We start from the raw sequence: 20,704 nt of genomic DNA, 5'->3' as shown, positions 1-20,704 counted from the left end.
TCCATGCCAGAAACGACGCGGCATCAGGCGACTGTCATTGACCGAATTTTAGGAAAACAGGGTTAACAATCCTTCACCGCCTCCCGCATGGCGAGCATCGGCTTGCCCGCGGCCCTCGTTTCCGGATCGACCGCATGAAGGACTATACCCATCGTCAGAAGGCGCTCGCCTATGTGCTGGCCGGCACCGCAGGCTTTGTCGACGCCATGGGCTTCCGCCATCTCGGCGGCCTGTTCGTCTCGTTCATGAGCGGCAACACGACCCGCCTGGGCGTCGATGTCGCCATGGCGGACTGGTACCGCGCGGCCGAGATCGTCGGCATCATCGCCGTCTTCGTCGGCGGCGCCACCCTCGGCGCGCTGATCGGCAACGAGGGCCAGCGCAGCCGCCGCGCCGCCATCCTGTGGACGGAAACGGCGCTGCTCGCCATCGCCGCGCTGGCAGGCCATTTCAGCATCGCCGTGATCGGCACGGTCGCCATGGCGCTGGCGATGGGCGTCGAGAACGCTGTGTTCCAGAAGAACGGCGTGCCCGGCATCGGGCTGACCTATGTCACCGGCGCGCTGGTCAAGGTCGGCCACCGCCTGGCGTCGGCGCTGCGCGGCGGCGATCGCTGGGCCTTCCTGCCGGTGCTGCTGCTCTGGGCGTCGCTCTGCTTCGGCGCCCTGCTCGGCGCCGTCACCTATGGCGCCATCGGCCTGCCGGGGCTGTGGTTCGCCTGCGCCATCACCGCCAGCCTCGCGATCGCCTCGCACAAGCGCAGCTGACGTGAACGTCAGCTCGTTTTTGTGCATCGCACCATGACGTTAGGGTCGAATGCTGCTCTGCATCCAGCGCAGGGCAGGCATGAGTTTTTTCGCACTGCTCATTCCTGCGGACGCCGACTAAATTCAGCTCATCAGAACGGCGACAGAGAAATCCGGCGCCGCTGATAAGTCCGATGACCGGCGTGGAAAGGAACAGACGATGGTCAGCCTCGTTGCCTCCTACAAGACCTGGATGAAGTATCGCGAGACCCGCAGCGAATTGTCGCGCCTCGACAACCGTGAGCTCCGCGATCTGGGCATCAACCGCGCCGACATCAAGGCGATCGCCAAGCAGGCCGCTGGATACTGAGAAATTCCGAGTTCGTTGGGGAACGAACCTCCTCCCTCGTTCCCTGCGATTAGGCACCCGCGAACCTCCTCCCTCGCGCGGTGCCATCAACTAGAAGGCCCGTCGACCTCCTCCCCGACGGGCCTTTTTCTTTGCCCAAATTTCCGCTGACGTAGACGTCATGCGTCGCGGCCGCACCCGATCGTCATCGCGCCGGCCGCTTTCGCGCCGCGCTATCGCACATTCCCGATCGAGTTCTTGACGGTGTCGTGCCGCGCCTTGCCGCCCGGCTGGCCGGCCTTGTCATCGGTTTCGCCGCCCGGCGGCGTGCAGCGATCCGACTTCCGGCATTGCGGCGGCGTCTGCGCGCGCTCGGCGCCGGCCTCGCCGGCGACGAAGACCGCTGTAATGGCGACGACGATGGCTGCGATCCCGTGGGGCATGGCGACCTCCTGACCGATCGCCGCAGCATACGCCCCGCCGCGCGACGGCGGCAGTGACATCAGTCACCGCCGCCCAAGTGCGAACCTGGTGCGGACCTAGTGCGTCAGCGTCCGCCGCACCGCGTCGCGCCAGCCGGCGAGCTTGGCCTCGCGCGTCGCCGCGGTCATGGCGGGCAGGAACTTGCGATTGAGCCGCCAGCTCGCCGCGAAACCGTCCTCGGCCGGCCAGACGCCGGCCTGCCGGCCAGCCAGCCACGCCGCGCCCAGCGCCGTCGTCTCCAGCACCACCGGCCGGTCGACCGGCGCGTCGAGAATGTCGGCCAGGCGCTGCATGGTCCAGTCGCTCGCCACCATGCCGCCATCGACCCGGAGCACCGTCTCGCCAGCCTGCGCCCAGTCGCGCCGCATCGCGTCGAGCAGGTCGCGCGTCTGGAAGCAGACCGATTCGAGCGCCGCGCGCACGAACTCGTTCGGGCCGGTGGCGCGGGTCAGGCCGAACAGGGCGCCGCGCGCCTCCGCGTCCCACCACGGCGCGCCGAGCCCGGTGAAGGCGGGAACCAGATAGACCTCCTGATGCGGATCCGCCGCCTCGGCCATCGGCCCGGACTGGTCGGCCCGATCGAGCAGGCGCAGCCCATCGCGCAGCCACTGGATCGCCGCGCCGGCGACGAAGATCGAGCCCTCGAGCGCATAGGTCGTCTTGCCGTCGAGCCGGTAGGCGATCGTCGTCAGCAGCCGGTTCTGCGACGGCACGAAGTCCGCGCCGGTGTTGAGCAGGGCGAAACAGCCGGTGCCATAGGTCGATTTCAGCATGCCCGGCTTGAAGCAGGCCTGGCCGAGCGCCGCGGCATGCTGGTCGCCGGCGATGCCGGCGATGCGGATCGCCGCGCCAACCACGGATTCGTCCGTGACTCCGAAATCGGCGGCGGAATCGCGGACCTCGGGCAAGACCGCCTCCGGCACGCGAAGCAGTTCGAGCAGGTCGCGATCCCATTCGCCGGTGCGGATGTTGAAGAGCAGCGTGCGCGCGGCGTTGGTGGCGTCGGTCGCATGCACGCGCCCGCCCGTCAGCCGCCAGAGCAGGAAGCTGTCGACCGTACCGAAAGCCAGCTCGCCCCGCTCCGCCCGCGCCCGCGCGTCTTCGACATGGTCGAGGATCCAGGCGATCTTGGTGCCGGAGAAGTAGGGATCGAGCAGCAGGCCCGTCTTCTCGGTCAGCCCCGGTTCGGCGCCGGCCGCCTTCAGCTCGGCACAGAGATCCGCCGTGCGGCGATCCTGCCAGACGATGGCGTTGTGGATCGCCCGGCCCGTCGCGCGGTCCCAGACGATCGTCGTCTCGCGCTGGTTGGTGATGCCGATCGCGGCGATGTCGGTCAGCGCCAGATTGGCGTTGGCGAGCGCGAAGCGGATCGTCTCCTGCACCGTGCGCCAGATGTCCTCCGGGTCGTGCTCGACCCAGCCGGAACGGGGAAAATGCTGCGGGAACTCCTGCTGGCCGACGCCGCAGACCTGGTAGTGGCCGTCGAAGACGATCGCGCGCGTCGACGTCGTGCCCTGGTCGATCGCCAGGATGAAACTGCTCATTGGGTCCTCCCCGAACTGCCTGCGGGCCGATCTGAGCGCGCGACCCGCCGCTTGCCGCCACCCAGGTGACGCGCCAGCGGGCCATCGCAAGAACACGTCCGGAACCCGTTTTCGAAACGATGCTAACGATTCGCCGCTCCGAGCGCGAGGGAGCCGCCGCCTTGACTTGATGTCGATCTGCAACAGTTGGATCGGGAAAGGATGCGCGAGACGGATGCGGATGGAATGATGCGGAACTTTGACCGGCCGGTTGATATGCTTGTCGTCGTCGAAGCCGGATAATCGAGGCGATGACGGAAAGACCCGATGACGCGGCCGAATCGGAAATCGAGTTCGGCACGAGAGAATCCTTCGCAGCGCTCGTGCAGCAGTTCAGCGCCTTCATCGCCGCGTTGTGGAACTCGTCCGGCCGCCGAAATTTCATCCTGCTGACCGTCTCGATCATCGGCGTCATCATCGCGACGTCGGGCATGCAGGTGGTGCTGAACGCCTGGAACAAGCCGTTCTACAACGCCATCGAGACCAAGAACGTCTCGTCCTTCCTCTACTATCTGATGATCTTCGGCGGCATCGCCAGCATCCTGCTCGCGCTCAACGTAGCGCAGACCTGGCTGGCCCAGATGATCACGCAGCAGACGCGCAAATGGCTGACGCGCGACCTGATCGAGCAATGGCTGGCGCCGCGCCGCCTGGTCATGCTGGGCGATGCCGGCGAGATCGGCATCAACCCCGACCAGCGCGTGCACGAGGACGCCAAGCATCTGGCCGAGCTCTCGACCGGGCTCGGCATCGGCCTGTTCCAGTCGACCTTGCTGCTGTTCAGCTTCGTCGGCGTGCTCTGGGTGCTGTCGAGCGGCGTGGTGCTGACGCTCGGCGGCTACAGCTTCGTCATCCCCGGCTACATGGTGTGGTGCGCGCTGGTCTTCGCCATGACCGGATCCTGGGTCAGCTGGCGCGTCGGCCGGCCGCTGATCGGCCTCGGCGTCGAGCGCTATGCGCGCGAGGCCGACCTCCGCTTCGCGCTCGTCCAGGTCAGCGAGAACGCCAGCGGCATCGTGCTGAACGCCGGCGAGACCGACGAGAAGAAGCGCCTCAACGAAGAGCTCGACCGCGTGCTCGACGTCATGCGCCGCTTCGTCAACGCGGTGGCGCGCCTCACCTGGGTGACGGCCGGCTATGGCTGGATCGGCATCGTCGCGCCGATCGTCATCGCGGCTCCCGGCTATTTCGGCGGCAAACTCTCCTTCGGCGAGCTGATGATGGTGGTCGGCGCCTTCAACCAGGTGCAGAACTGCCTGCGCTGGTTCGTCGATAATTTCAGCGCCATCGCCGACTGGCGCGCCACTTTGGCCCGCGTCATGAGCTTCCGCGAGGCGCTGACCACGCTGGAGCAGCCGCGCGACAGCGGCGAGCGGATCGAATACGACCTCGAGCCGCTCGGCCATCTCGAGCTCGACAACGTCGCGGTAACGTGGATGGGCGAGCGCGCCCGCCTCGACGCGCCGCTCGTCGAGGTTTCGCCCGGCGACCGCGTGCTGATCGTCGACCGAACCGATTCCGCCCATGGCGCGCTGTTCTCGGCGCTCGCCGGCCTCTGGCCCTGGGGCGCCGGCAAGATCAGCCTGCCGCCGCGCGCCAAGGTGATGTTCATGCCGGAACGGCCCTATGTGCCCGACGGCTCGCTGCGCGCCGCCCTCACCTATCCGCTCGCGTCCACCGCCTTCAGCGAAGACGAGCTGACGGCCTCGTTGAAGCGGGTCGGCCTGCCGCGGCTCGGCGCCTCGCTCGATCGCCGCGCACGCTGGGCCAAGGAGATCTCCTATGACGACGAGGTGCGGCTGACGCTCGCCCGGCTACTGCTGCTGAAGCCGCAATGGATCTTCACCGAGCAGACCATCGACGGAATGGACGAGGACCAGCGCGCCATCTTCACCTCGATCCTGCGAGACGAGCTGGCGAAGGCGGGGCTCGTCACGGTCTCGAGCCGGGCCTCGGCGACGGATTTCTATACGCGCACCGTGAATCTCGTCCTCGACGATTCCGGCGCGGAACCAGAAGCGGCGGCGGCCCGGACGGAAGCCGCGGAACCAGCGGACAGCAAGCGAGCGGCAGCGGATGACAACCAGAACACCGACGCGGCAGGCATCGCCGAGGCGAATTAGCGCGTCCGCGCGCGAGAAGGGCGCGACGACGCAGGCCGCCGGCGAGGCCCCCCGGCCGGCCGCGCGCCTCTCCGACGCGGACCTGCTCGATCGCGTCCAGCGCCGGACGCTGCGCTATTTCTGGGATTTCGGCCATCCGACGAGCGGCCTCGCCCGCGACCGCACCCTCGGCAATGACGACGTCGTCACGCTCGGCGGCTCCGGCTTCGGCGTCATGGCGATCGTCGTCGGCGTGGCGCGCGGCTGGATCGCGCGCGACGAGGCGGTCGACCGGCTGCACCGGATGATCGGCTTCCTGGAGCGGGCGCCGAGCTATCACGGCGCCTTCCCGCATTTCATGCATGGCGCGACCGGCGCGACGGTGCGCTTCAGCCGCAAGGACGATGGCGCCGACCTGGTCGAGACGGCGCTCTGGATCCAGGGCCTGATCGCGGCGCAGCACTTCTTCGATCGCGCCGACGGCAAGGAACCCTGGCTGCGCGGCCGGATCGAACAGATGCGGCGCGCGGTCGAATGGGACTGGTTCACCCGCGACGGCCGCGACGTGCTGACCTGGCACTGGAGCCCCAACAACGGCTTCGCCATGAACCTCGAGCTGCGCGGCTGGAACGAGTGCCTGATCGCCTATGTGCTGGCGGCGGGCGCCGAAGAACATTCGATCCGCCCGGCCGCCTACCACAACGGCTTCGCCCAGGGCCGGACCTTCGACAATCGTCGCCCGCAGCGCGGCATCCTGCTGCCGCTCGGCCCCGATGGCGGCGGCCCCCTGTTCTTCGCGCACTACTCGTTCCTGGGGCTCGATCCGCGCGGCCTGGCCGACCGCTATGCCGACTACTGGGCCCAGAACGTCGCCCATACCCGGCTGAACCGGGCGCACTGCATCGCCAATCCCGGCGGCTTCGAGGGCTACGGTCCGAAGAGCTGGGGGCTGACGGCGAGCGACGGGCCCGAGGGCTATTCGGCCCATTCTCCGGACAACGACCGCGGCGTCATCGCGCCGACGGCCGCCATTTCCAGCCTGCCCTATGCGCCGGAGCTGATCATGCCGGTGCTCCGCCACTTTCACGACGATCGCGGCGACCAGCTGTTCGGCGAATACGGCTTCTTCGACGCCTTCAGCGACAGCGCGAACTGGACGGCGAAGACCCACCTCGCCATCGACCAGGGCCCGCAGGTCGTGATGATCGAGAACCACCGCAGCGGCCTCGTCTGGGACCTCGTCATGCGCGACCCCGAGATCCGGCGCGGCCTCCAGAGGCTCGATTTCAAGAGCCCGCATCTGTTGGGGGCGCCAGTGGCGTAGAAGGTAAGCGGCTTCAGCGGCCATACCCCTCCCCGTCATCCCCGCGCAGGCGGGGATCCATACAGCCGCGCCTCGGGAGGTTCGACCGACCGACAACCCGGCCGAATGGATCCCGGGTCAAGCCCGGGATGACGGCGAGCGGGGGGCTCGGTCGGAGCCAATGTATCGAATGACTGGGCCACTCCGGACACGGCCGTCGGTCTACTCCCTCGGGGAGAGGCGAAGCACACGCGCCGTAGTCATTCAGACGGAAGGCGTCTTCGACACCCGCTCGGGTGCCTCCCTTCGTTCAGACCAGAAGCGGCTGCGCCATCAGGTCCTGGTGGCCGAAGACGCGGCGGTAGCGGGCGATCTCCTCGGCCGGCCCCGTCGCCTTGTTGGCGTTGTCGGAGAGCTTGACCGCCGGCCGGCCATTGGCCGAGACAACCTTGCAGACCAGCGAGATCGCCTGCAGGCGATCATTCTTGCCGTCCGGCGCGCAATCGCGGAAATCATTGGTGACGTTGGTGCCCCAGCCGATCGACAGGTTGACCCGGCCGCGGAAATGGCGCGCCGCCTCCTCGATCGTGTCGATGTCCATGCCGTCCGACAGAACGATCAGTTTTTCGCGCGGGTCGCAGCCATGCAGCTGCCACCAGGCGATCGCCTCCTCGGCGCCCTCGATCGGCGGCTTCGAATCCGGGCGCAGGCCCTTCCAGTTCAACACCCAGTCGGGCGCGTTGCGCAGGAACTGCGTCGTGCCATAGGTGTCCGGCAGCATGACGAGCAGATTGCCGTCATACATCTCCTGCCAGTCGCGCAGCACCTGGTAGGGCGCGTCGCGCAGCGCCTCGTCGCCCTCGGCCAGCGCCGCATAGACCATCGGCAGCTCATGCGCGTTGGTGCCGACCGCCTCGAGCCCGGCCGCCATCGCCATCTTGACGTTGGAGGTGCCGACGAAGTTCTCGCCGAGACCCTCCTGCAACGCCTCGACGCACCATTTCTGCCAGAGATAGCCATGGCGGCGACGGGTGCCGAAATCCGAGACCTTGAGCGGTCCCTCCTGCGCCAGCAGGCGCAGCCGCTCGATCTTGCCCCAGAGCTTGGCCTTGGCCTTGGCGTAGAGGACGTCGAGCTCGAACCGGCTCATGCCCTTCATCGCGGCGCGGGCGCGCAGCTCGCTGACGATGGCGAGCGCCGGGATCTCCCAGAGCGTCGTCTCGGACCAGAGCCCCTCGAAGAGCAGCTCGTATTGCCCGTCCTCGGTGCGCCGTAGCTCGTATTCCGGCAGCTGGAAGCCTTCCAGCCAGTCGAGGAAGTCCGGCTTGAAGATCTGCTTCACGCCATAGAACGTATTGCCGGCCAGCCAGATCAGCTCGTTCTTCTGGAAGCGCAGTGTCCGCGCATGGTCGAGCTGGTCGCGCAGCTCCTGCTCGTCGATCACCTCGCCGAGCCGCACCGACTTGGTGCGGTTGATCAGCCCGAAGGTCGCCCGCACGTCCGGCGACCTGGCGCGGATCAGCTGCAACATCAGGAACTTGTAGAAGTCCGTGTCGAGCAGCGTCCGCACGATCGGGTCGATGCGAAAGCCGTGGTTGTACACGCGGGTGGCGATATCGAGCGACATGTGAATGTCCGTAGCGGAAGACGGGCCCGGTCTCGGCCCTCATACGGGCGATCGGATGACGGGGCGGTCGAGAGGCGGGCGAAATCCTTGCAACGTGGCCCGCCAATGAAGCAGCCCCTGCGTCCGCCCGCAAGTCGGCTGTGCAGAGAAGCCGTTACCGGCTGGCAGTTTACGTCACTTCCCCCCTGTTTTGCGGCCTGTTTTTCACTGCCGGCGATGCGAGCCGCGGCTGGTCGCCGGGCTCGATCGGGCCCGCGACCGGCGCCTGCCTGCGCGCCCATGCCGGAAACCGCGCGGCAGTATGGAATTTCTCTGATCTTTCCGCCATATATGCGCCGAAAGAGCGAGCCGCCGACATGGCCCGCCGCGTGATGAACGGAACGTCATGAACGCCCCCTTCGCCAAGATGAACGGCATCGGCAACCGGATCACCGTGCTCGACATGCGCGGCGCCGAGACGCGGCTGAACGCCGCGCAGGCGCGCGCCCTCGCCGAGGATCCGCGCACGGAATTCGACCAGCTGATGGTGATCGAGTCGCCGAGGACCGCCGGCACTGACGCCTTCATGACGATCTTCAACACCGACGGCTCGCTGGCCGGCGCCTGCGGCAACGGCACGCGCTGTGTCGCGCTCGTGCTGAACCGCGAGAGCGGCCGCGACGCGCTGAAGCTTGAGACCTCCGCCGACCTGCTCGACGTGCGCGTCGAAAATGCCGACGCCATCACCGTCGACATGGGCGAGCCGCGCTTCGGCTGGGCCGACATCCCGCTCGCGATCCCGTTCGAGGACACGACCGCCATCGATCTGAGCTTCGGCCCGGTCGACGCGCCGATCCTGTCGCGTCCGTCCGCCGCCAGCATCGGCAATCCGCACGTGATCTACTGGGTCGACGACGTCGCGGCGATCGATCTCGGCCGCATCGGCCCGATCCTCGAACACGACCCGATCTTCCCGGAGCGCGCCAACATCTCGATCGCCGAAGTCACCTCCGACCGCTCGATCACGCTGCGCGTCTGGGAGCGCGGCGCCGGCCTGACGCTCGCCTGCGGCACCGCCGCCTGCGCCACGGCCGTCTCGGCCGCCCGGCTCGGCAAGACCGGCCGCACCGTCGACGTCCGCCTGCCCGGCGGCGTGCTCAACATCGAATGGCGACCCGACAACCACATCTGGATGACCGGCGCAGCCGAATTCGAGCACGAAGGCGTCATCCGCCTCGGCGACGACATCCGGATCGAGGTCGCACCGGACACGGTTGCCCGCCGCGCATGACGATCGAGACGATCACCTTCGGCTGCCGCCTGAACACGCTCGAGACCGAGGTAATGCGGACGAAAGCGGCGGAGGCAGGGCTTGCCGACGCGGTGATCATCAACACCTGTGCCGTGACCGCCGAAGCGGTACGCCAGGCGCGGCAGACGATCCGCCGGACCCGCCGCGAGCGGCCGGACGTCAAGATCGTCGTCTCCGGCTGCGCCGCTCAGACGGACCCCGACACTTTCGCGGCGATGGCCGAGGTCGACCTCATCCTCGGCAACGAGGAAAAGCTGACCGCCGCCGCCTACCGCCCGCTCGGACTTGCCATCGCCGAGCATGAGCGCGTCAAGGTCGCCGACATCATGGACGTGCGCGAGACCGCCGGACACCTCGTCGGCGGCATGGACGGGCATACGCGCTCCTTCGTCCAGGTGCAGAACGGCTGCGACCATCGCTGCACCTTCTGCATCATCCCCTATGGCCGCGGCCCTTCCCGCTCGGTGCCGATGGGCGCCATCGTCGAGCAGATCCGCCAGCTCGTCGAGACCGGCCATGCCGAGATCGTGCTGACCGGCGTCGACATGACCGCCTATGGCGCCGACCTGCCGGGCAAGCCGACGCTCGGCACGCTGGTCGCGACGATCCTGAAACTGGTTCCGGAACTGCCGCGTCTAAGACTCTCCTCGATCGACACGATCGAGGTAGACGATGCGCTGATGCGGGCGATCGCCGAGGACGAGCGGCTGATGCCGCATCTGCACCTGTCGCTGCAGGCCGGCGACGACATGATCCTGAAGCGGATGAAGCGCCGGCACGGCCGCGCCGATGCCATCCGCTTCTGCGCCGAGGCCCGGCGGCTCCGGCCCGACATCGTCTTCGGCGCCGACATCATCGCCGGTTTCCCGACCGAGACCGAGGCGATGTTCGAGAATTCGCTCGCCCTCGTCGATGAGTGCGGGCTGACGCATCTGCATGTCTTCCCGTTCTCGCCGCGCCCCGGCACGCCGGCCGCGCGCATGCCGCAGCTCGACCACGCGACCATCAAGGCCCGCGCCGCGCGCCTGCGCGAAAAGGGCAAGGCGACGCTCGAGGCGCATCTCGCGCGCGAGATCGGCACCACCCGGCGCGTGCTGATGGAAAAGGGCGGCGTCGGCCGCACCGAGCATTTCACCCCGGTCTCCATGCCGGGACTCGCGGCCGGAACGATCGTTCCGGCCCACATCGTTGGACGGACCGCTTCGGGCCTCCTCGCCACCCCACTCGCAGAGGCCGCCTGAACCATGGCAGAAGAAAAGAAGGGCCTGTTCCGTCGCTGGTTCGGCGGCAACACCCCGAAGCCGGCGGAAGCCGAAGAGGCTGTCGCGCCGGAGCCGGCGCAGGCCCCGGCGCCCGAACCGGTCGCCGCCGAGCCTGAGCTGGCCGTCGTCGAGCCCGCGAGCCCGGCGACCGTCGTCGACGCCCCCGCCGAAGCGCCGGAGCCCGTCGCGCCGGCTGCCCCGGTGGTCGAGGTCGAACCCGAGCCCGGGCCGACGCCGGCCGAGCCGGAAGTCGCTGTCGCTCCTGCGCCGGCCGAGCCGGTCGTCGAACCCGCGCCCGCGCCAATCCCGGCGCCCGTCAGCGCGCCGCGCCCGACCGGATTCTTCGCCGCGCCTTCCGCGCCCGCCCCTGCCCCCGAGCCGGCGCCGAAGCAGAACTGGTTCCAGCGCCTCAAGGCCGGCCTGTCGCGCTCGTCCAACGCGATCTCGGACGGCATCGTCTCGGTCTTCACCAAGCGCAAGCTCGATGCCGACACGCTGGAAGAGTTCGAGGACGTGCTGATCCAGGCAGATCTCGGCCTGACGACGTCATCGGCGATCATCGAGGCGCTGAAGAAGGGCCGCTTCGGCAAGGAGATCGACGGCGACGAGGTCAAGGCGATCCTCGCCGAGGAGGTCACCAAGGTCCTTGCGCCGGTGGCGAAGCCGCTCACCATCGATCCCGCCCGCAAGCCGCATGTCGTGCTCGTCGTCGGCGTCAACGGCACCGGCAAGACGACGACGATCGGCAAGCTCGCCGCCAAGCTCAGCGCCGAGGGCCGAAAGGTGATGCTCGCCGCCGGCGACACGTTCCGCGCCGCGGCGGTGGAACAATTGAAGATCTGGGGCCAGCGCACCGGCTCCGCCGTCGTGGCGCGCTCGATCGGCGCCGACGCCGCCGGCCTCGCCTTCGACGCGCTCAAGGACGCGCAGGCGAACGGCACCGACGTGCTGATGATCGACACCGCCGGCCGCCTGCAGAACCGCACCGAGCTGATGGCGGAGCTCGAGAAGGTCATTCGCGTCATCAAGAAGCAGGACCCGACCGCGCCGCACAGCGTGCTCCTGACGCTCGACGCCACCACCGGCCAGAACGCGCTGCAGCAGGTCGAGATCTTCGGCCGCGTCGCCGGCGTCACCGGGCTCGTGATGACCAAGCTCGACGGCACGGCGCGCGGCGGCATCCTCGTCGCCATCGCCGCCAAATACGGCTTGCCGATCCACTTCATCGGCGTCGGCGAGGGCATCGACGACCTCGAACCGTTCGCCGCAGACGACTTCGCCCGTGCCATCGCCGGTATCGCGGCGTGACGATCGCGTGACCGACGCCATAGATCAGCCGCCTTATGGGCCCTATCTGTTGGCGACCAGCACCGAAAGCCGATCATGACCATCGAAATCGAACGCGCCCCCAACGACCCCGCCCGCAAGGAGCTCAACCCGCTCCTCAAGCTGGCGCTGGAGCTCGGACCGCTCGGCGTCTTCTTCTTCGCCAATGCGCGCGCCGACATCTACTGGGCGACGGGCCTGTTCATGGGGGCCACGCTGGTGGCGCTCGCCGTTTCCTACGCGATGACGCGCAAGCTGCCGATCATGCCGCTGGTCACCGGCATCGTCGTCGTCGTGTTCGGCGGGCTGACGCTCTGGCTGCACGACGACACCTTCATCAAGCTGAAGCCGACCATCGTCAACACGCTGTTCGGCGCTGTGCTGCTCGGCGGCCTCGCCTTCGGCCGGCCGCTGCTCGGCTATGTCTTCGACTCGGTGTTCCGGCTGACCAATGAGGGCTGGCACAAGCTCACCTTCCGCTGGGGCCTGTTCTTCCTGGCGCTGGCGGTGCTGAACATCGTCGTCTGGAAGGGCGCCGACGCCTACTACACGGCCGACGCCAAGGCAGCGACGGATCTCTGGGTCAACTTCAAGGTGTTCGGCATCATGCCGCTGACCTTCCTGTTCACCCTGTTCCAGCTGCCGCTGATCACCCGCACGACGATTGCGGAAGACGAGACGGGCACGCAGCCGACCCGCTGAGGGGCGGGCACTGCTCTTCACGTCTTCCTGAGCAGACCTTCACGCAACATCGCTCTCAACATGCTGAGGAGGCCCGAAGGGCGGTCTCGAAGCACGCAGTGCGACCCACGCCGTCGATGAGCGGCTCAGGCCGTGCCACCCCTCGGTCGTCATCCCGGCGAAGGCCGGGATCCAGACCCACCGGCCCGTAGGCCTGAAGGCTGAGCCGGAATTGCCTGGCCGGGTGTTCATGGGCCCCGGCCTCCGCCGGGGCGACGCGATCCTGCGAATGCGCCCTTAGGCTGCAGGACGCAACCCGATCACGATCCGGCGAGCGCCTTCTCGATCTCGGGCATCATCACCTTTTCGAGGCTTTCCGCGCTCAGCGGGCCGACGAACTTGTAGCGGATGGTGCCGTCGCGCCCGACGACGAAGGTCTCCGGCACGCCATAGACGCCCCAGTCGATTGAGCTGCGGCCCTTCTCGTCGACGCCAACGGCCGCGTAGGGGTTGCCCAGCTGGCCGAGGAAGGCCCGCGCATTGGTCGGCTGGTCCTTGTAGTTGATGCCGACGAGGTTGATGCGCTTGTCGGTCGCGAGCTGCTCGAGGAAGGGATGCTCCTCGCGGCAGGGGCCGCACCAGGACGCCCAGATGTTGACGAGCGTCACCTTGCCGAGGAAGTCGGCGCTGTCGATGCCCGGCCTGTCGAGGCCGGCGAGCGGCGGCAGCACGGTGACCGGCACGGGCCGGTCGATCAGGGCCGACGGGATCAGCGAGGAATTGCCGCCCTGCTCCAGCCGGATGATGAAGATCACGGCCAGCGCGGCGAAAATGGCGGCGGGCGCGAGAATGGCAAGGCGGCGCCCGATCGAGCGCGGCGGCTTCGTTTCGCCAGGAACCTTCGTCTCGCTCATGGCGTCCTCATGGCGTCGCGGTCCGGTCGATGCCGGCCTTGCGCGCCGAACGGCGGCGGATGCCGCGCGTCTCGAGATCGGCGAGCTGGCGGCGCAGGGTGCGACCGTCGAGCAGGATCCAGGCGACGAGCGCCAGCACGATCGCGATCGTCACGCCATAGGCGGCGAGGATGAAGCCGGCATGCGGCCCGAGCATTTCGATCATGCGGCGGCTCCCGCAGGGCTCGCGGCGGCGACGAGGCGCAGCGCGCGGATACGGCGGCGCAGGATCTCGTTGCGCATCGCCATCAGGCTCAATGCCAGGAACAGGAGCGTCGCCCCGACGGCGCAGATCAGCAGCGGATAGAGCATGCTCGGCGCGATGGTCGAGCCGCCCATGCGGAAGACGCTGGCCGGCTGGTGCAGCGTGTTCCACCAGTCGACCGAGAACTTGATGATCGGGATGTTGATCGAGCCGACCAGGATCAGAACGGCGGCGACGCGGCCGGCCTTGTTCGGATCCTCGATCGCGTTCCAGAGCGCGATCAGGCCGAGATACATCAGGAACAGGATCAGCACCGAGGTCAGGCGCGCGTCCCACTCCCACCAGGTGCCCCACATCGGCTTGCCCCAGAGCGAACCGGTGATCAGCGCCACCAGCGTAAAGGCGGCGCCGATCGGCGCCGTCGCCTTGGCCGCGACGTCGGCGAGCGGATGGCGCCAGACCAGCGTGCCGAGCGCCGACACCGCCATCATGCCGTAGCCGAACATGGCGAGCCACGCGGCCGGGACATGGATGAACATGATCTTGACCGTCTCGCCCTGCTGGTAGTCAGCGGGCGCGACGAAGAAGGCGAGATAGAGCCCCGCGCCGAGCACGATCGCCGTCGCCGCCCACAGCCAGGGCAGGAGACGGTCGGTGAGCGACATGAAGCGCGTCGGATTGGCGAGGTCGAGCAGGGCCATGCCGATGTCATAGGGTCAGGTGGTGAACTTCGCAACGCGACCGATTGAGCCGCGCCAAAAGAAAACGCCCGCATCGAGAGGATGCGGGCGTCGATTTCGGGACCGAGCAGGCCGATCAGGCGTTGCCGGCCGGCGTCGCCTTGGTGGTGATGACGTTGAAGGAGGCGGGCTTCAGGCGGATGGTCATCCGCTCGCCGTCGATCTTGACGTCCTTGTTTTCCTTCGGCGCGACCGTATTCGGCGCGTCCTTGGTGTTGACGGCCTTGAGGTTCGAATGGTGCAGCTCCGTCGCGTGCACCAGCTCGCGATCCTTGCCGAGGCCACGCAGCTCGACCTCGACCTCCATCGAATCCGACAGGCTGCGGTTCAGCGCGATCACGGTCGTCGTGCCATCGGCCGGATTATCGATCACCGTGGCGTAGAGATACGGGATCTCCGGGAAGGTCTTGGCGCTGTAGGAGCCGGACTCCGCCACGCTCTTCAGCACGCGGCCATGGCCGTACTTCGAGGCGAGCGCGAAGGGATGGAAGATCGTCTGGCGCCAGGCGGCGCCGCCGGTCTCGGTCATGATCGGGCCGATGACGTTGACGAGCTGCGCCAGGCAGGCGGTCTTCACGCGGTCGGCATTGTTGAGCATGGCGATCAGGGCACCGCCGACGATCAGCGCGTCCTCGGTGTTGTAGACCTCCTCGATCAGCTTCGGCGCTTCCGGCCAGCCGGGCACGCGCATGTTCTCGATCTTGTGGGTCTTGTACCAGACGTTCCATTCGTCCAGCGACAGCATGATCTTCTTGTGCGAGCGACGCTTGGCGCCGACCGCGTCGCAGATCGCCGCCACTTCCTTGATGAAGGCGTCGAGCAGCTCGATGACGCCGAAATACTCGGCCGTCGAATCCGCGTGGTTGTTGAAGTAGGTGTGCAGCGAGATGAAGTCGACCTCGTCATAGCAATGATCGAGGACCTGGTACTCCCACGAGCCATAGGTCGGCATGTTGCGGTGGGACGAGCCGCAGGCGGCGAGCTGGATGGTCGGATCGACCCAGCGCATCACCTTGGCGGTTTCGAGCGCGACGCGGCCATATTCCTCGGCCGTCTTGTGGCAGATCTGCCAGGGGCCATCCATCTCGTTGCCGAGGCACCAGAACTTGATGTCGTGCGGCTTCTCGTAGCCGTGCTCCTTGCGGAGATCCGACAGCGCCGAGCCGCCCTCGTGGTTGCAATATTCGAGGAACTGGCGCGCCTCGTCGGGGCCCTTGGTGCCGAGATTGACGCCGAACATCGGCTCGATGTCGGCCTTCGCGGCCCACTTCATGAATTCATTGGTGCCGAACTGGTTCGTCTCGGTCGAGAACCAGGCGAGGTCGCGGCGAACGGGGCGCTTGTCGGCCGGGCCGACGCCGTCTTCCCAATTGTAGCCGGACAGGAAATTGCCGCCCGGATAGCGGACGATGGTGGTGCCGAGCTCCTTGGTCAGCTCCAGCACGTCGCCACGGAAGCCGTCCTCGTCGGCGGTGGCATGGCCGGGCTCGTAGATGCCGCCATAGACGCAGCGGCCCATATGCTCGACGAAGGTGCCGAACATGCGCCTGTCGAGATCGGAGACGACGAAGTCGCGGTCGACGATGAGTTTGGCATTCAACATGGACGAAAGCTCTCGGATTGGTCTTCGGAGGGTCGTGGGGGAGCCGCCGCCGGCCAGAGCCGGGCGGCGGCGGTGAACGGCGCCGCTAGCCCTTGATGCCGGCGGACAGCATGATCGCCTGCGTCACGCGACGCTGGAAGATCAGGTAGGCGATGGCGACGGGCAGCGCCGCGAGCACCGCGGCGGCCAGATTGCGGGCGTACTGGACGCCGAAATTCTCCTTCACCTGGGTGATGCCGACCGTGATCGTCATCGTCTCCTCGGAGGTGGACACGAGGAAGGGCCAGAGGAAGCTGTTCCAGGCGCCGATGAAGGTGATGATCGCGAGCGCGGTGGTCACGCCCCAGTTCATCGGCAGGTAGACGCGCAGGAAGATGTTGAGCTCGCTGGCACCGTCGACACGCGCCGCCTCGCGAAAGTCCTTCGGCACGCTGTCGAAGAACTGCTTGTAGACGATGACGACGACCGGGACGATCAGCTGCGGCAGGACGATGCCGAGCCACGTATTGATCAGCCCGAACTGGCTCATCAGCACGAAATGGGTGACGATCAGGGCCTGGATCGGCACCATGAAGCTGGCGAGCACGGTGAACCAGAGCAGGGTGCGGCCGCGGAAGCGCAGTTGCGACAGGGCATAGCCGCAAAGCGCGCCCATCAGCACCACCAGAAACGTCACCACCAGCGAGACGACGATCGAGTTCACATACCAGACGCCGATCTTGGTGGTCGTCAGCACATGGGTGTAGGCCTCGAGCGTCCAGGTCTTGGGAAGCAGGTTCAAGCCCGGCTGGACCACCTCGAACTCGGGCTTCAGCGTCGTGACGAGGGCCCAGTAGAGCGGGAAGGCCCAGATGATGGCCAGCGCCAGCGTCAGCAGCGAGAACAGCCTACCCGCGAAATCGATCTTCTGGATGTTCATCGGGGTTTGGCCCTCAGAGCCTGGTACTGCAGCACGGACACGACGACGATGATGACGAAGAGCGAGAACGCCACCGTCGCGCCATAGCCGCCCTTGTTGAGCTGGAAGGCCTGCTTGTAGATGTACTGCACCAGCACCATGGAGTTGTTGACGTTGCCGCCGAGCGTCAGCAGGTAGAGCTGGTCGAAGATCTTCAATTGCAGGATCAGCTGGATCGTCAGCACGAGCGCCGTGACCGGCCAGATCAGCGGCCAGGTGATGTAGCGGAACTGCTTCCAGCGGCCGGCGCCATCGAGGGCCGACGCGTCATACATGTCCTGCGAGATGTTGCGCAGCCCGGCGATGAACAACAGCACGTTGAAGCCGATCGTCCACCAGATCGTCACGAAGGCGATCATGGGCATCACCCAGTACTTGTTGCGGAACACCGCGATCCGCTCGCCGAGGACGGCGTCGAACGCGTACTGCGCGATGCCGAACTGGTAGTCCATGATCCATTCCCAGATGCGGAAGACCACGGAGACCGGCAGGATGTAAGGCAGGAAGAACGCCGCCAGGATCAGGCTCTGCATGTAGCCCTTCTGGCGGTTGACCATCATCGCGAAGACCAGGCCGAGCAAGGTGTTCGGGATCACCGTCAAGAGCACGAAATAGAAAGTGTGCCAGACGGCGTTGAGATAGGCCTTGTCGTTGAAGAGCCTGACATAGTTCTTGAATCCGACCCACGCACCCTCGCCGATCAGCGGAGCGTCGGTGAAGGTGAGGATGACCATCCGCACGGTCGGGTACAGGAACAGGACGAGATAGGCGATCACGAAGGGGCCGACGAAGGCGGCCGCGATCCAGTTTTCGCGCGATGAGCTTTGCATGGGCGGCATCCGGGCGTCAGACGGATGACCCGGCCGGCGAACCGGCCGGGTCGAGAAGCGGCAGTCGCTCGACTTAGTCGACGAGGCCCTGGAGTTCGTCGCGCAGACCCTCGGCGCCTTCCTGCGGGTCCATGTCGCCGTTCACCGTGGTGGTGATGTTGTTGGCGGTCGCCTCATAGACGGGCGAAGCGACGCCGGCGAGCTTCGAGGACGGATCGAACACCGCCGTGGCGGCCAGCGACGAATAGGTCGCGTTCGGCTCCATCGTCTTGAACGCCTCGGTCTGGGTGACCGGCAGATAGGCCGGGATGTGGCCGGCATTCGCCCAGCTGATCGAGTGCTCGTTCATCCACTTGATAACGGCAAGAACGGCCTTGAGCTTCTCGGGCGAGATTTCCTTGCCCTTGCGGTCCGGAATCGCGAAGGCGTGCGAATCGGCCCAGGTCGCCGGCTTGTCGAACAGCGTCGGGATCTGCACCGCGCCCCACTCGAAGCCGAGCTTGCCCTGCTTGGCGAGGTCGGCCATCGTCGGCACTTCCCAGACGCCGTTCATCATCGTGGCGGCCTTGCCCGAGGTGAACAGCGCGACCGATGGGTTGTAGTCGGTCTGCTTCGGCACGACGCCGTCCGAGACCCACTTCGCCATCGTGCCGGCGGCCTTGGCGGCCTTGTCGACATTGTCGCCGTCGAGGAACTTGCCGTCCTTGAAGAACTCGCCGCCCTGCTGGTTGAAGAGCGAGTAGAAGATGCGCCAGACGCCGCCGTCACCGGCGGTCTGGAACGTCATGCCGTATTCGGAGCCGGAATCCTTCAGCTTCTTCAGCGCGGCGTCGAAATTCTCGATTCCGTCGAGGCCCTTCGGCTTGCCGTCCTCGCCGAGCAGGTCGGCCTTCTTCAGCGCGTCCTTGTTGTAGTAGAGGACGATCGAATGGATGTCGAAGGGCACGGCATACTGCTTGCCGTCGACTTGGGCGGCCTTCCAGTTGGCCGGCGCATAGTTGGCGCCGTCAATGCCGGCCGCCTTCAGCTCGTCCGCAGACAGCTCGCGCAAGACGCCCGAATCGACGCCGAGCGGCAGGCGCGACAGGTGATAGGTCATGACGTCAGGGGCCTCGCCGACGGCGGCGGAGGTCTGGACCTTGGTATAGAACGGCACGCCCCACTCGAGCGTCGTCGCCTGGATCTCGATATCCGGGTTGGTCTTGTTGAACTCGTCGATCAGTGCCTTCATCCGGACGCCGTCGCCGCCGGACAGGAAGTCCCACCAGACCACGGTTTCCTTGGCCTGCGCCCCAACGGTCAGGGCCAGCAGCGCCGCCGTGGCGAGCGCCTTCGTCATCAGCTTCCGCATCATGCGATTCCTCCGCTTTTCGTCGCGCCTCAGGCCTCCCAACAAGGCCTGTCCTCCGGCGACATTCCGTCTCGTTCGCCCGCCCAAGCCGGGCGCTTCCGGCATCGCCCGGCCGACACGAACCCGTGCCGCCGACCGGCGCCACAGATCCGCGCCGCCACCGCCGGCTCACGCCGCGCTCGGTGCGCGATCCCGATTCTGGCCTGCTACCGGATCTCCCCCGATTTCGGCCCCATACGATTTCCCACCGTGGCCCCTCCCCAGAGACCGCTAATGGTATTATCATATGCATCGATCATGATTTTGATCCGAGGCTTTGTCAATCCGACTTTCGGGCCGCATTTCCGCTTCGGAAAGGGTCCCCGGTTCGGAAAGCGAGCCGCAGCCGCATGCGGGGACTTGGCCAGCGCATCGGAAACCGCGTAAAGGAACGAGCTTGGCGGGAGAGGGCGTAATGCTGGAGCGTGAGCTTCTATCGGTCGGCACGATGAGCGCGCAGGTCGCCAATCACATTGGCGTCCGGATCGTGTCGGGCGAGTTCGCGCCCGGAACCTCGCTGCCGATCGAGAGCGAGCTCTGCCAGACCTATGGCGTCAGCCGCACGACGATCCGCGAGGCGGTGAAGAGCCTCGCCGGCAAGCGGCTGATCGAGGTGTCCCCGAAGGTTGGTACGCGGGTCCTGCCCTTCGCCGAATGGAACCTGCTCGACCGCGACGTGCTCGCCTGGCGCCTGCAGGCGCAGTTCGACCACAAGATCGTCGAGGACATCTTCGAGATGCGGCTGTGCTTCGAGCCTCGCGCTTCGTATCTTGCGGCCCGCGACGGCACGTCGGAGGACCTTGCGCAGATCGAGCATTATTTTGACGAGCTGGTGTCGGCGTATGATCAGAAGCTGCCGATCAAGGCGACGTCGGAATCGGCGCTGGGCTTCCACCTGGCGATCCTGAACGCGTCGCATAACGGTCTGTTTGTGACGATCGGCAGCGCGGTGAAGTCGGCGCTGCGGGTGTCTTCGGAGATGCTGCAGCGCAACGCCACGCAGCCGGCCGAGGACATCGCGCTGCATGCGGCGGTGTGCCAGGCGATCGTATCGCGCCGGCCGGACGATGCGGCGGCGGCGATGACGGGCCTGCTGGCGGCGTCGCGCGAGCGGCTTCTGCCGCTGACGGTCGACGCGGCGGAGTAGCGCGGCCCTCGAACCCGTTCGGGTCGAACGCATCGCGGACCAGCTTGCGGCGCAGGCGCGGATCAACAAGGTTCTGTTCGCGGTCGGATCCTGCAATGCCGACAGCCACATCGTTTCGAGCGGGA

Annotated in this window: 19 protein-coding genes; 9 read left to right on the top strand and 10 right to left on the bottom strand. The window is 66.9% G+C overall.

Annotated elements, in window-relative coordinates:
- The first annotated feature begins 134 nt into the window (after positions 1–134).
- On the top strand, positions 135–767 hold the full coding sequence (locus tag G539_RS0108965; protein WP_029074895.1) for a YoaK family protein: 633 nt from the start codon (positions 135–137) through the stop codon (positions 765–767).
- A gap of 199 nt (positions 768–966) precedes the next feature.
- The gene (locus tag G539_RS26615; RefSeq protein WP_084639903.1) at positions 967–1,116 is read left to right on the top strand and encodes a DUF1127 domain-containing protein; all 150 of its coding nucleotides are present in this window, start codon (positions 967–969) and stop codon (positions 1,114–1,116) included.
- Positions 1,117–1,328: 212 nt separating this feature from the next.
- Here the strand turns inward: G539_RS26615 and G539_RS0108955 are convergent, their stop codons facing one another.
- Entirely contained in the window at positions 1,329–1,598 is a 270-nt protein-coding gene (locus G539_RS0108955; protein ID WP_029074894.1) for a hypothetical protein, read from the bottom strand.
- Between the two features lie 36 nt (positions 1,599–1,634).
- Positions 1,635–3,122 (bottom strand): glycerol kinase GlpK, encoded by a 1,488-nt coding sequence (glpK, locus tag G539_RS0108950; RefSeq protein WP_029074893.1) that lies wholly within the window; start codon positions 3,120–3,122, stop codon positions 1,635–1,637.
- A gap of 290 nt (positions 3,123–3,412) precedes the next feature.
- Between glpK and G539_RS24215 the strand changes: the two genes are divergently transcribed.
- Positions 3,413–5,284, top strand: a complete 1,872-nt coding sequence (locus G539_RS24215; RefSeq protein WP_051231239.1) for an ABC transporter ATP-binding protein/permease — start codon at positions 3,413–3,415, stop codon at positions 5,282–5,284.
- Positions 5,238–6,587 (top strand): glucoamylase family protein, encoded by a 1,350-nt coding sequence (locus tag G539_RS24210; protein ID WP_084639901.1) that lies wholly within the window; start codon positions 5,238–5,240, stop codon positions 6,585–6,587. The genes G539_RS24215 and G539_RS24210 overlap by 47 nt, the downstream gene beginning before the upstream one ends.
- A gap of 289 nt (positions 6,588–6,876) precedes the next feature.
- Here G539_RS24210 and pncB read toward each other — a convergent pair whose 3' ends face one another.
- The gene (gene pncB, locus G539_RS0108930; protein WP_029074892.1) at positions 6,877–8,193 is read right to left on the bottom strand and encodes a nicotinate phosphoribosyltransferase; all 1,317 of its coding nucleotides are present in this window, start codon (positions 8,191–8,193) and stop codon (positions 6,877–6,879) included.
- A gap of 385 nt (positions 8,194–8,578) precedes the next feature.
- On the opposite strand from pncB, the gene dapF reads away from it, so the two are divergent.
- From dapF to G539_RS0108910, 4 genes are all read left to right on the top strand, one after another.
- Positions 8,579–9,463: a diaminopimelate epimerase gene (dapF, locus tag G539_RS0108925; protein ID WP_029074891.1), complete on the top strand. Its 885-nt coding sequence runs from the start codon at positions 8,579–8,581 to the stop codon at positions 9,461–9,463.
- The gene (gene mtaB / locus G539_RS0108920) at positions 9,460–10,725 is read left to right on the top strand and encodes a tRNA (N(6)-L-threonylcarbamoyladenosine(37)-C(2))-methylthiotransferase MtaB (protein ID WP_029074890.1); all 1,266 of its coding nucleotides are present in this window, start codon (positions 9,460–9,462) and stop codon (positions 10,723–10,725) included. Before dapF ends, mtaB begins: the two co-directional genes overlap by 4 nt.
- 3 nt (positions 10,726–10,728) lie before the next feature.
- Positions 10,729–12,054, top strand: a complete 1,326-nt coding sequence (gene ftsY, locus G539_RS0108915; protein WP_029074889.1) for a signal recognition particle-docking protein FtsY — start codon at positions 10,729–10,731, stop codon at positions 12,052–12,054.
- 75 nt (positions 12,055–12,129) lie between these two features.
- Positions 12,130–12,774, top strand: a complete 645-nt coding sequence (locus G539_RS0108910; protein WP_029074888.1) for a septation protein A — start codon at positions 12,130–12,132, stop codon at positions 12,772–12,774.
- Between the two features lie 299 nt (positions 12,775–13,073).
- On the opposite strand, the gene G539_RS0108905 is transcribed toward G539_RS0108910, so the two are convergent.
- From G539_RS0108905 to G539_RS0108875, 7 genes are all read right to left on the bottom strand, one after another.
- On the bottom strand, positions 13,074–13,667 hold the full coding sequence (locus G539_RS0108905; RefSeq protein ID WP_029074887.1) for a DsbE family thiol:disulfide interchange protein: 594 nt from the start codon (positions 13,665–13,667) through the stop codon (positions 13,074–13,076).
- Between the two features lie 7 nt (positions 13,668–13,674).
- Complete coding sequence (gene ccmD / locus G539_RS0108900) at positions 13,675–13,872, bottom strand: heme exporter protein CcmD (protein WP_210162802.1); 198 nt, start codon at positions 13,870–13,872, stop codon at positions 13,675–13,677.
- Positions 13,869–14,612: a heme ABC transporter permease gene (locus tag G539_RS0108895; protein WP_029074885.1), complete on the bottom strand. Its 744-nt coding sequence runs from the start codon at positions 14,610–14,612 to the stop codon at positions 13,869–13,871. Before G539_RS0108895 ends, ccmD begins: the two co-directional genes overlap by 4 nt.
- Positions 14,613–14,727: 115 nt before the next feature.
- Positions 14,728–16,251: an arabinosylfuranosidase ArfA gene (gene arfA / locus G539_RS0108890; RefSeq protein ID WP_210162810.1), complete on the bottom strand. Its 1,524-nt coding sequence runs from the start codon at positions 16,249–16,251 to the stop codon at positions 14,728–14,730.
- A gap of 88 nt (positions 16,252–16,339) precedes the next feature.
- Positions 16,340–17,173: a carbohydrate ABC transporter permease gene (locus tag G539_RS0108885; RefSeq protein ID WP_051231238.1), complete on the bottom strand. Its 834-nt coding sequence runs from the start codon at positions 17,171–17,173 to the stop codon at positions 16,340–16,342.
- The gene (locus G539_RS0108880; RefSeq protein ID WP_029074882.1) at positions 17,170–18,042 is read right to left on the bottom strand and encodes a carbohydrate ABC transporter permease; all 873 of its coding nucleotides are present in this window, start codon (positions 18,040–18,042) and stop codon (positions 17,170–17,172) included. The genes G539_RS0108885 and G539_RS0108880 overlap by 4 nt, the downstream gene beginning before the upstream one ends.
- Before the next feature lie 73 nt (positions 18,043–18,115).
- Entirely contained in the window at positions 18,116–19,393 is a 1,278-nt protein-coding gene (locus G539_RS0108875; protein ID WP_029074881.1) for an extracellular solute-binding protein, read from the bottom strand.
- A gap of 454 nt (positions 19,394–19,847) precedes the next feature.
- Here G539_RS0108875 and G539_RS0108870 point away from each other — a divergent pair, with 454 nt between their 5' ends.
- Complete coding sequence (locus tag G539_RS0108870; RefSeq protein ID WP_035830893.1) at positions 19,848–20,579, top strand: FadR/GntR family transcriptional regulator; 732 nt, start codon at positions 19,848–19,850, stop codon at positions 20,577–20,579.
- The last annotated feature ends 125 nt before the right edge of the window (positions 20,580–20,704 follow it).

It is taken from the genome of Kaistia adipata DSM 17808 (assembly GCF_000423225.1).
Classification (GTDB): Bacteria; Pseudomonadota; Alphaproteobacteria; order Rhizobiales; family Kaistiaceae; genus Kaistia; species Kaistia adipata.
The sequence above is the reverse complement of the archived record's forward strand: the minus strand, read 5'-3'. Positions and strand labels throughout refer to the sequence as shown.

Excerpts from the sequence above, each read along its gene's own strand:
- G539_RS0108955 (WP_029074894.1), bottom strand. The coding sequence starts at position 1,598 with ATGTCACTGCCGCCGTCGCGCGGCGGGGCGTATGCTGCGGCGATCGGT.
- ftsY (WP_029074889.1), top strand. The coding sequence starts at position 10,729 with ATGGCAGAAGAAAAGAAGGGCCTGTTCCGTCGCTGGTTCGGCGGCAAC.
- ccmD (WP_210162802.1), bottom strand. The coding sequence starts at position 13,872 with ATGATCGAAATGCTCGGGCCGCATGCCGGCTTCATCCTCGCCGCCTAT.
- G539_RS0108910 (WP_029074888.1), top strand. The coding sequence starts at position 12,130 with ATGACCATCGAAATCGAACGCGCCCCCAACGACCCCGCCCGCAAGGAG.
- G539_RS24210 (WP_084639901.1), top strand. The coding sequence starts at position 5,238 with ATGACAACCAGAACACCGACGCGGCAGGCATCGCCGAGGCGAATTAGC.
- G539_RS0108885 (WP_051231238.1), bottom strand. The coding sequence starts at position 17,173 with ATGAACATCCAGAAGATCGATTTCGCGGGTAGGCTGTTCTCGCTGCTG.
- G539_RS0108880 (WP_029074882.1), bottom strand. The coding sequence starts at position 18,042 with ATGCAAAGCTCATCGCGCGAAAACTGGATCGCGGCCGCCTTCGTCGGC.
- G539_RS0108905 (WP_029074887.1), bottom strand. The coding sequence starts at position 13,667 with ATGAGCGAGACGAAGGTTCCTGGCGAAACGAAGCCGCCGCGCTCGATC.
- dapF (WP_029074891.1), top strand. The coding sequence starts at position 8,579 with ATGAACGCCCCCTTCGCCAAGATGAACGGCATCGGCAACCGGATCACC.
- G539_RS0108875 (WP_029074881.1), bottom strand. The coding sequence starts at position 19,393 with ATGCGGAAGCTGATGACGAAGGCGCTCGCCACGGCGGCGCTGCTGGCC.
- G539_RS24215 (WP_051231239.1), top strand. The coding sequence starts at position 3,413 with ATGACGGAAAGACCCGATGACGCGGCCGAATCGGAAATCGAGTTCGGC.
- mtaB (WP_029074890.1), top strand. The coding sequence starts at position 9,460 with ATGACGATCGAGACGATCACCTTCGGCTGCCGCCTGAACACGCTCGAG.
- G539_RS26615 (WP_084639903.1), top strand. The coding sequence starts at position 967 with ATGGTCAGCCTCGTTGCCTCCTACAAGACCTGGATGAAGTATCGCGAG.
- G539_RS0108895 (WP_029074885.1), bottom strand. The coding sequence starts at position 14,612 with ATGGCCCTGCTCGACCTCGCCAATCCGACGCGCTTCATGTCGCTCACC.
- pncB (WP_029074892.1), bottom strand. The coding sequence starts at position 8,193 with ATGTCGCTCGATATCGCCACCCGCGTGTACAACCACGGCTTTCGCATC.
- glpK (WP_029074893.1), bottom strand. The coding sequence starts at position 3,122 with ATGAGCAGTTTCATCCTGGCGATCGACCAGGGCACGACGTCGACGCGC.
- G539_RS0108965 (WP_029074895.1), top strand. The coding sequence starts at position 135 with ATGAAGGACTATACCCATCGTCAGAAGGCGCTCGCCTATGTGCTGGCC.
- G539_RS0108870 (WP_035830893.1), top strand. The coding sequence starts at position 19,848 with ATGCTGGAGCGTGAGCTTCTATCGGTCGGCACGATGAGCGCGCAGGTC.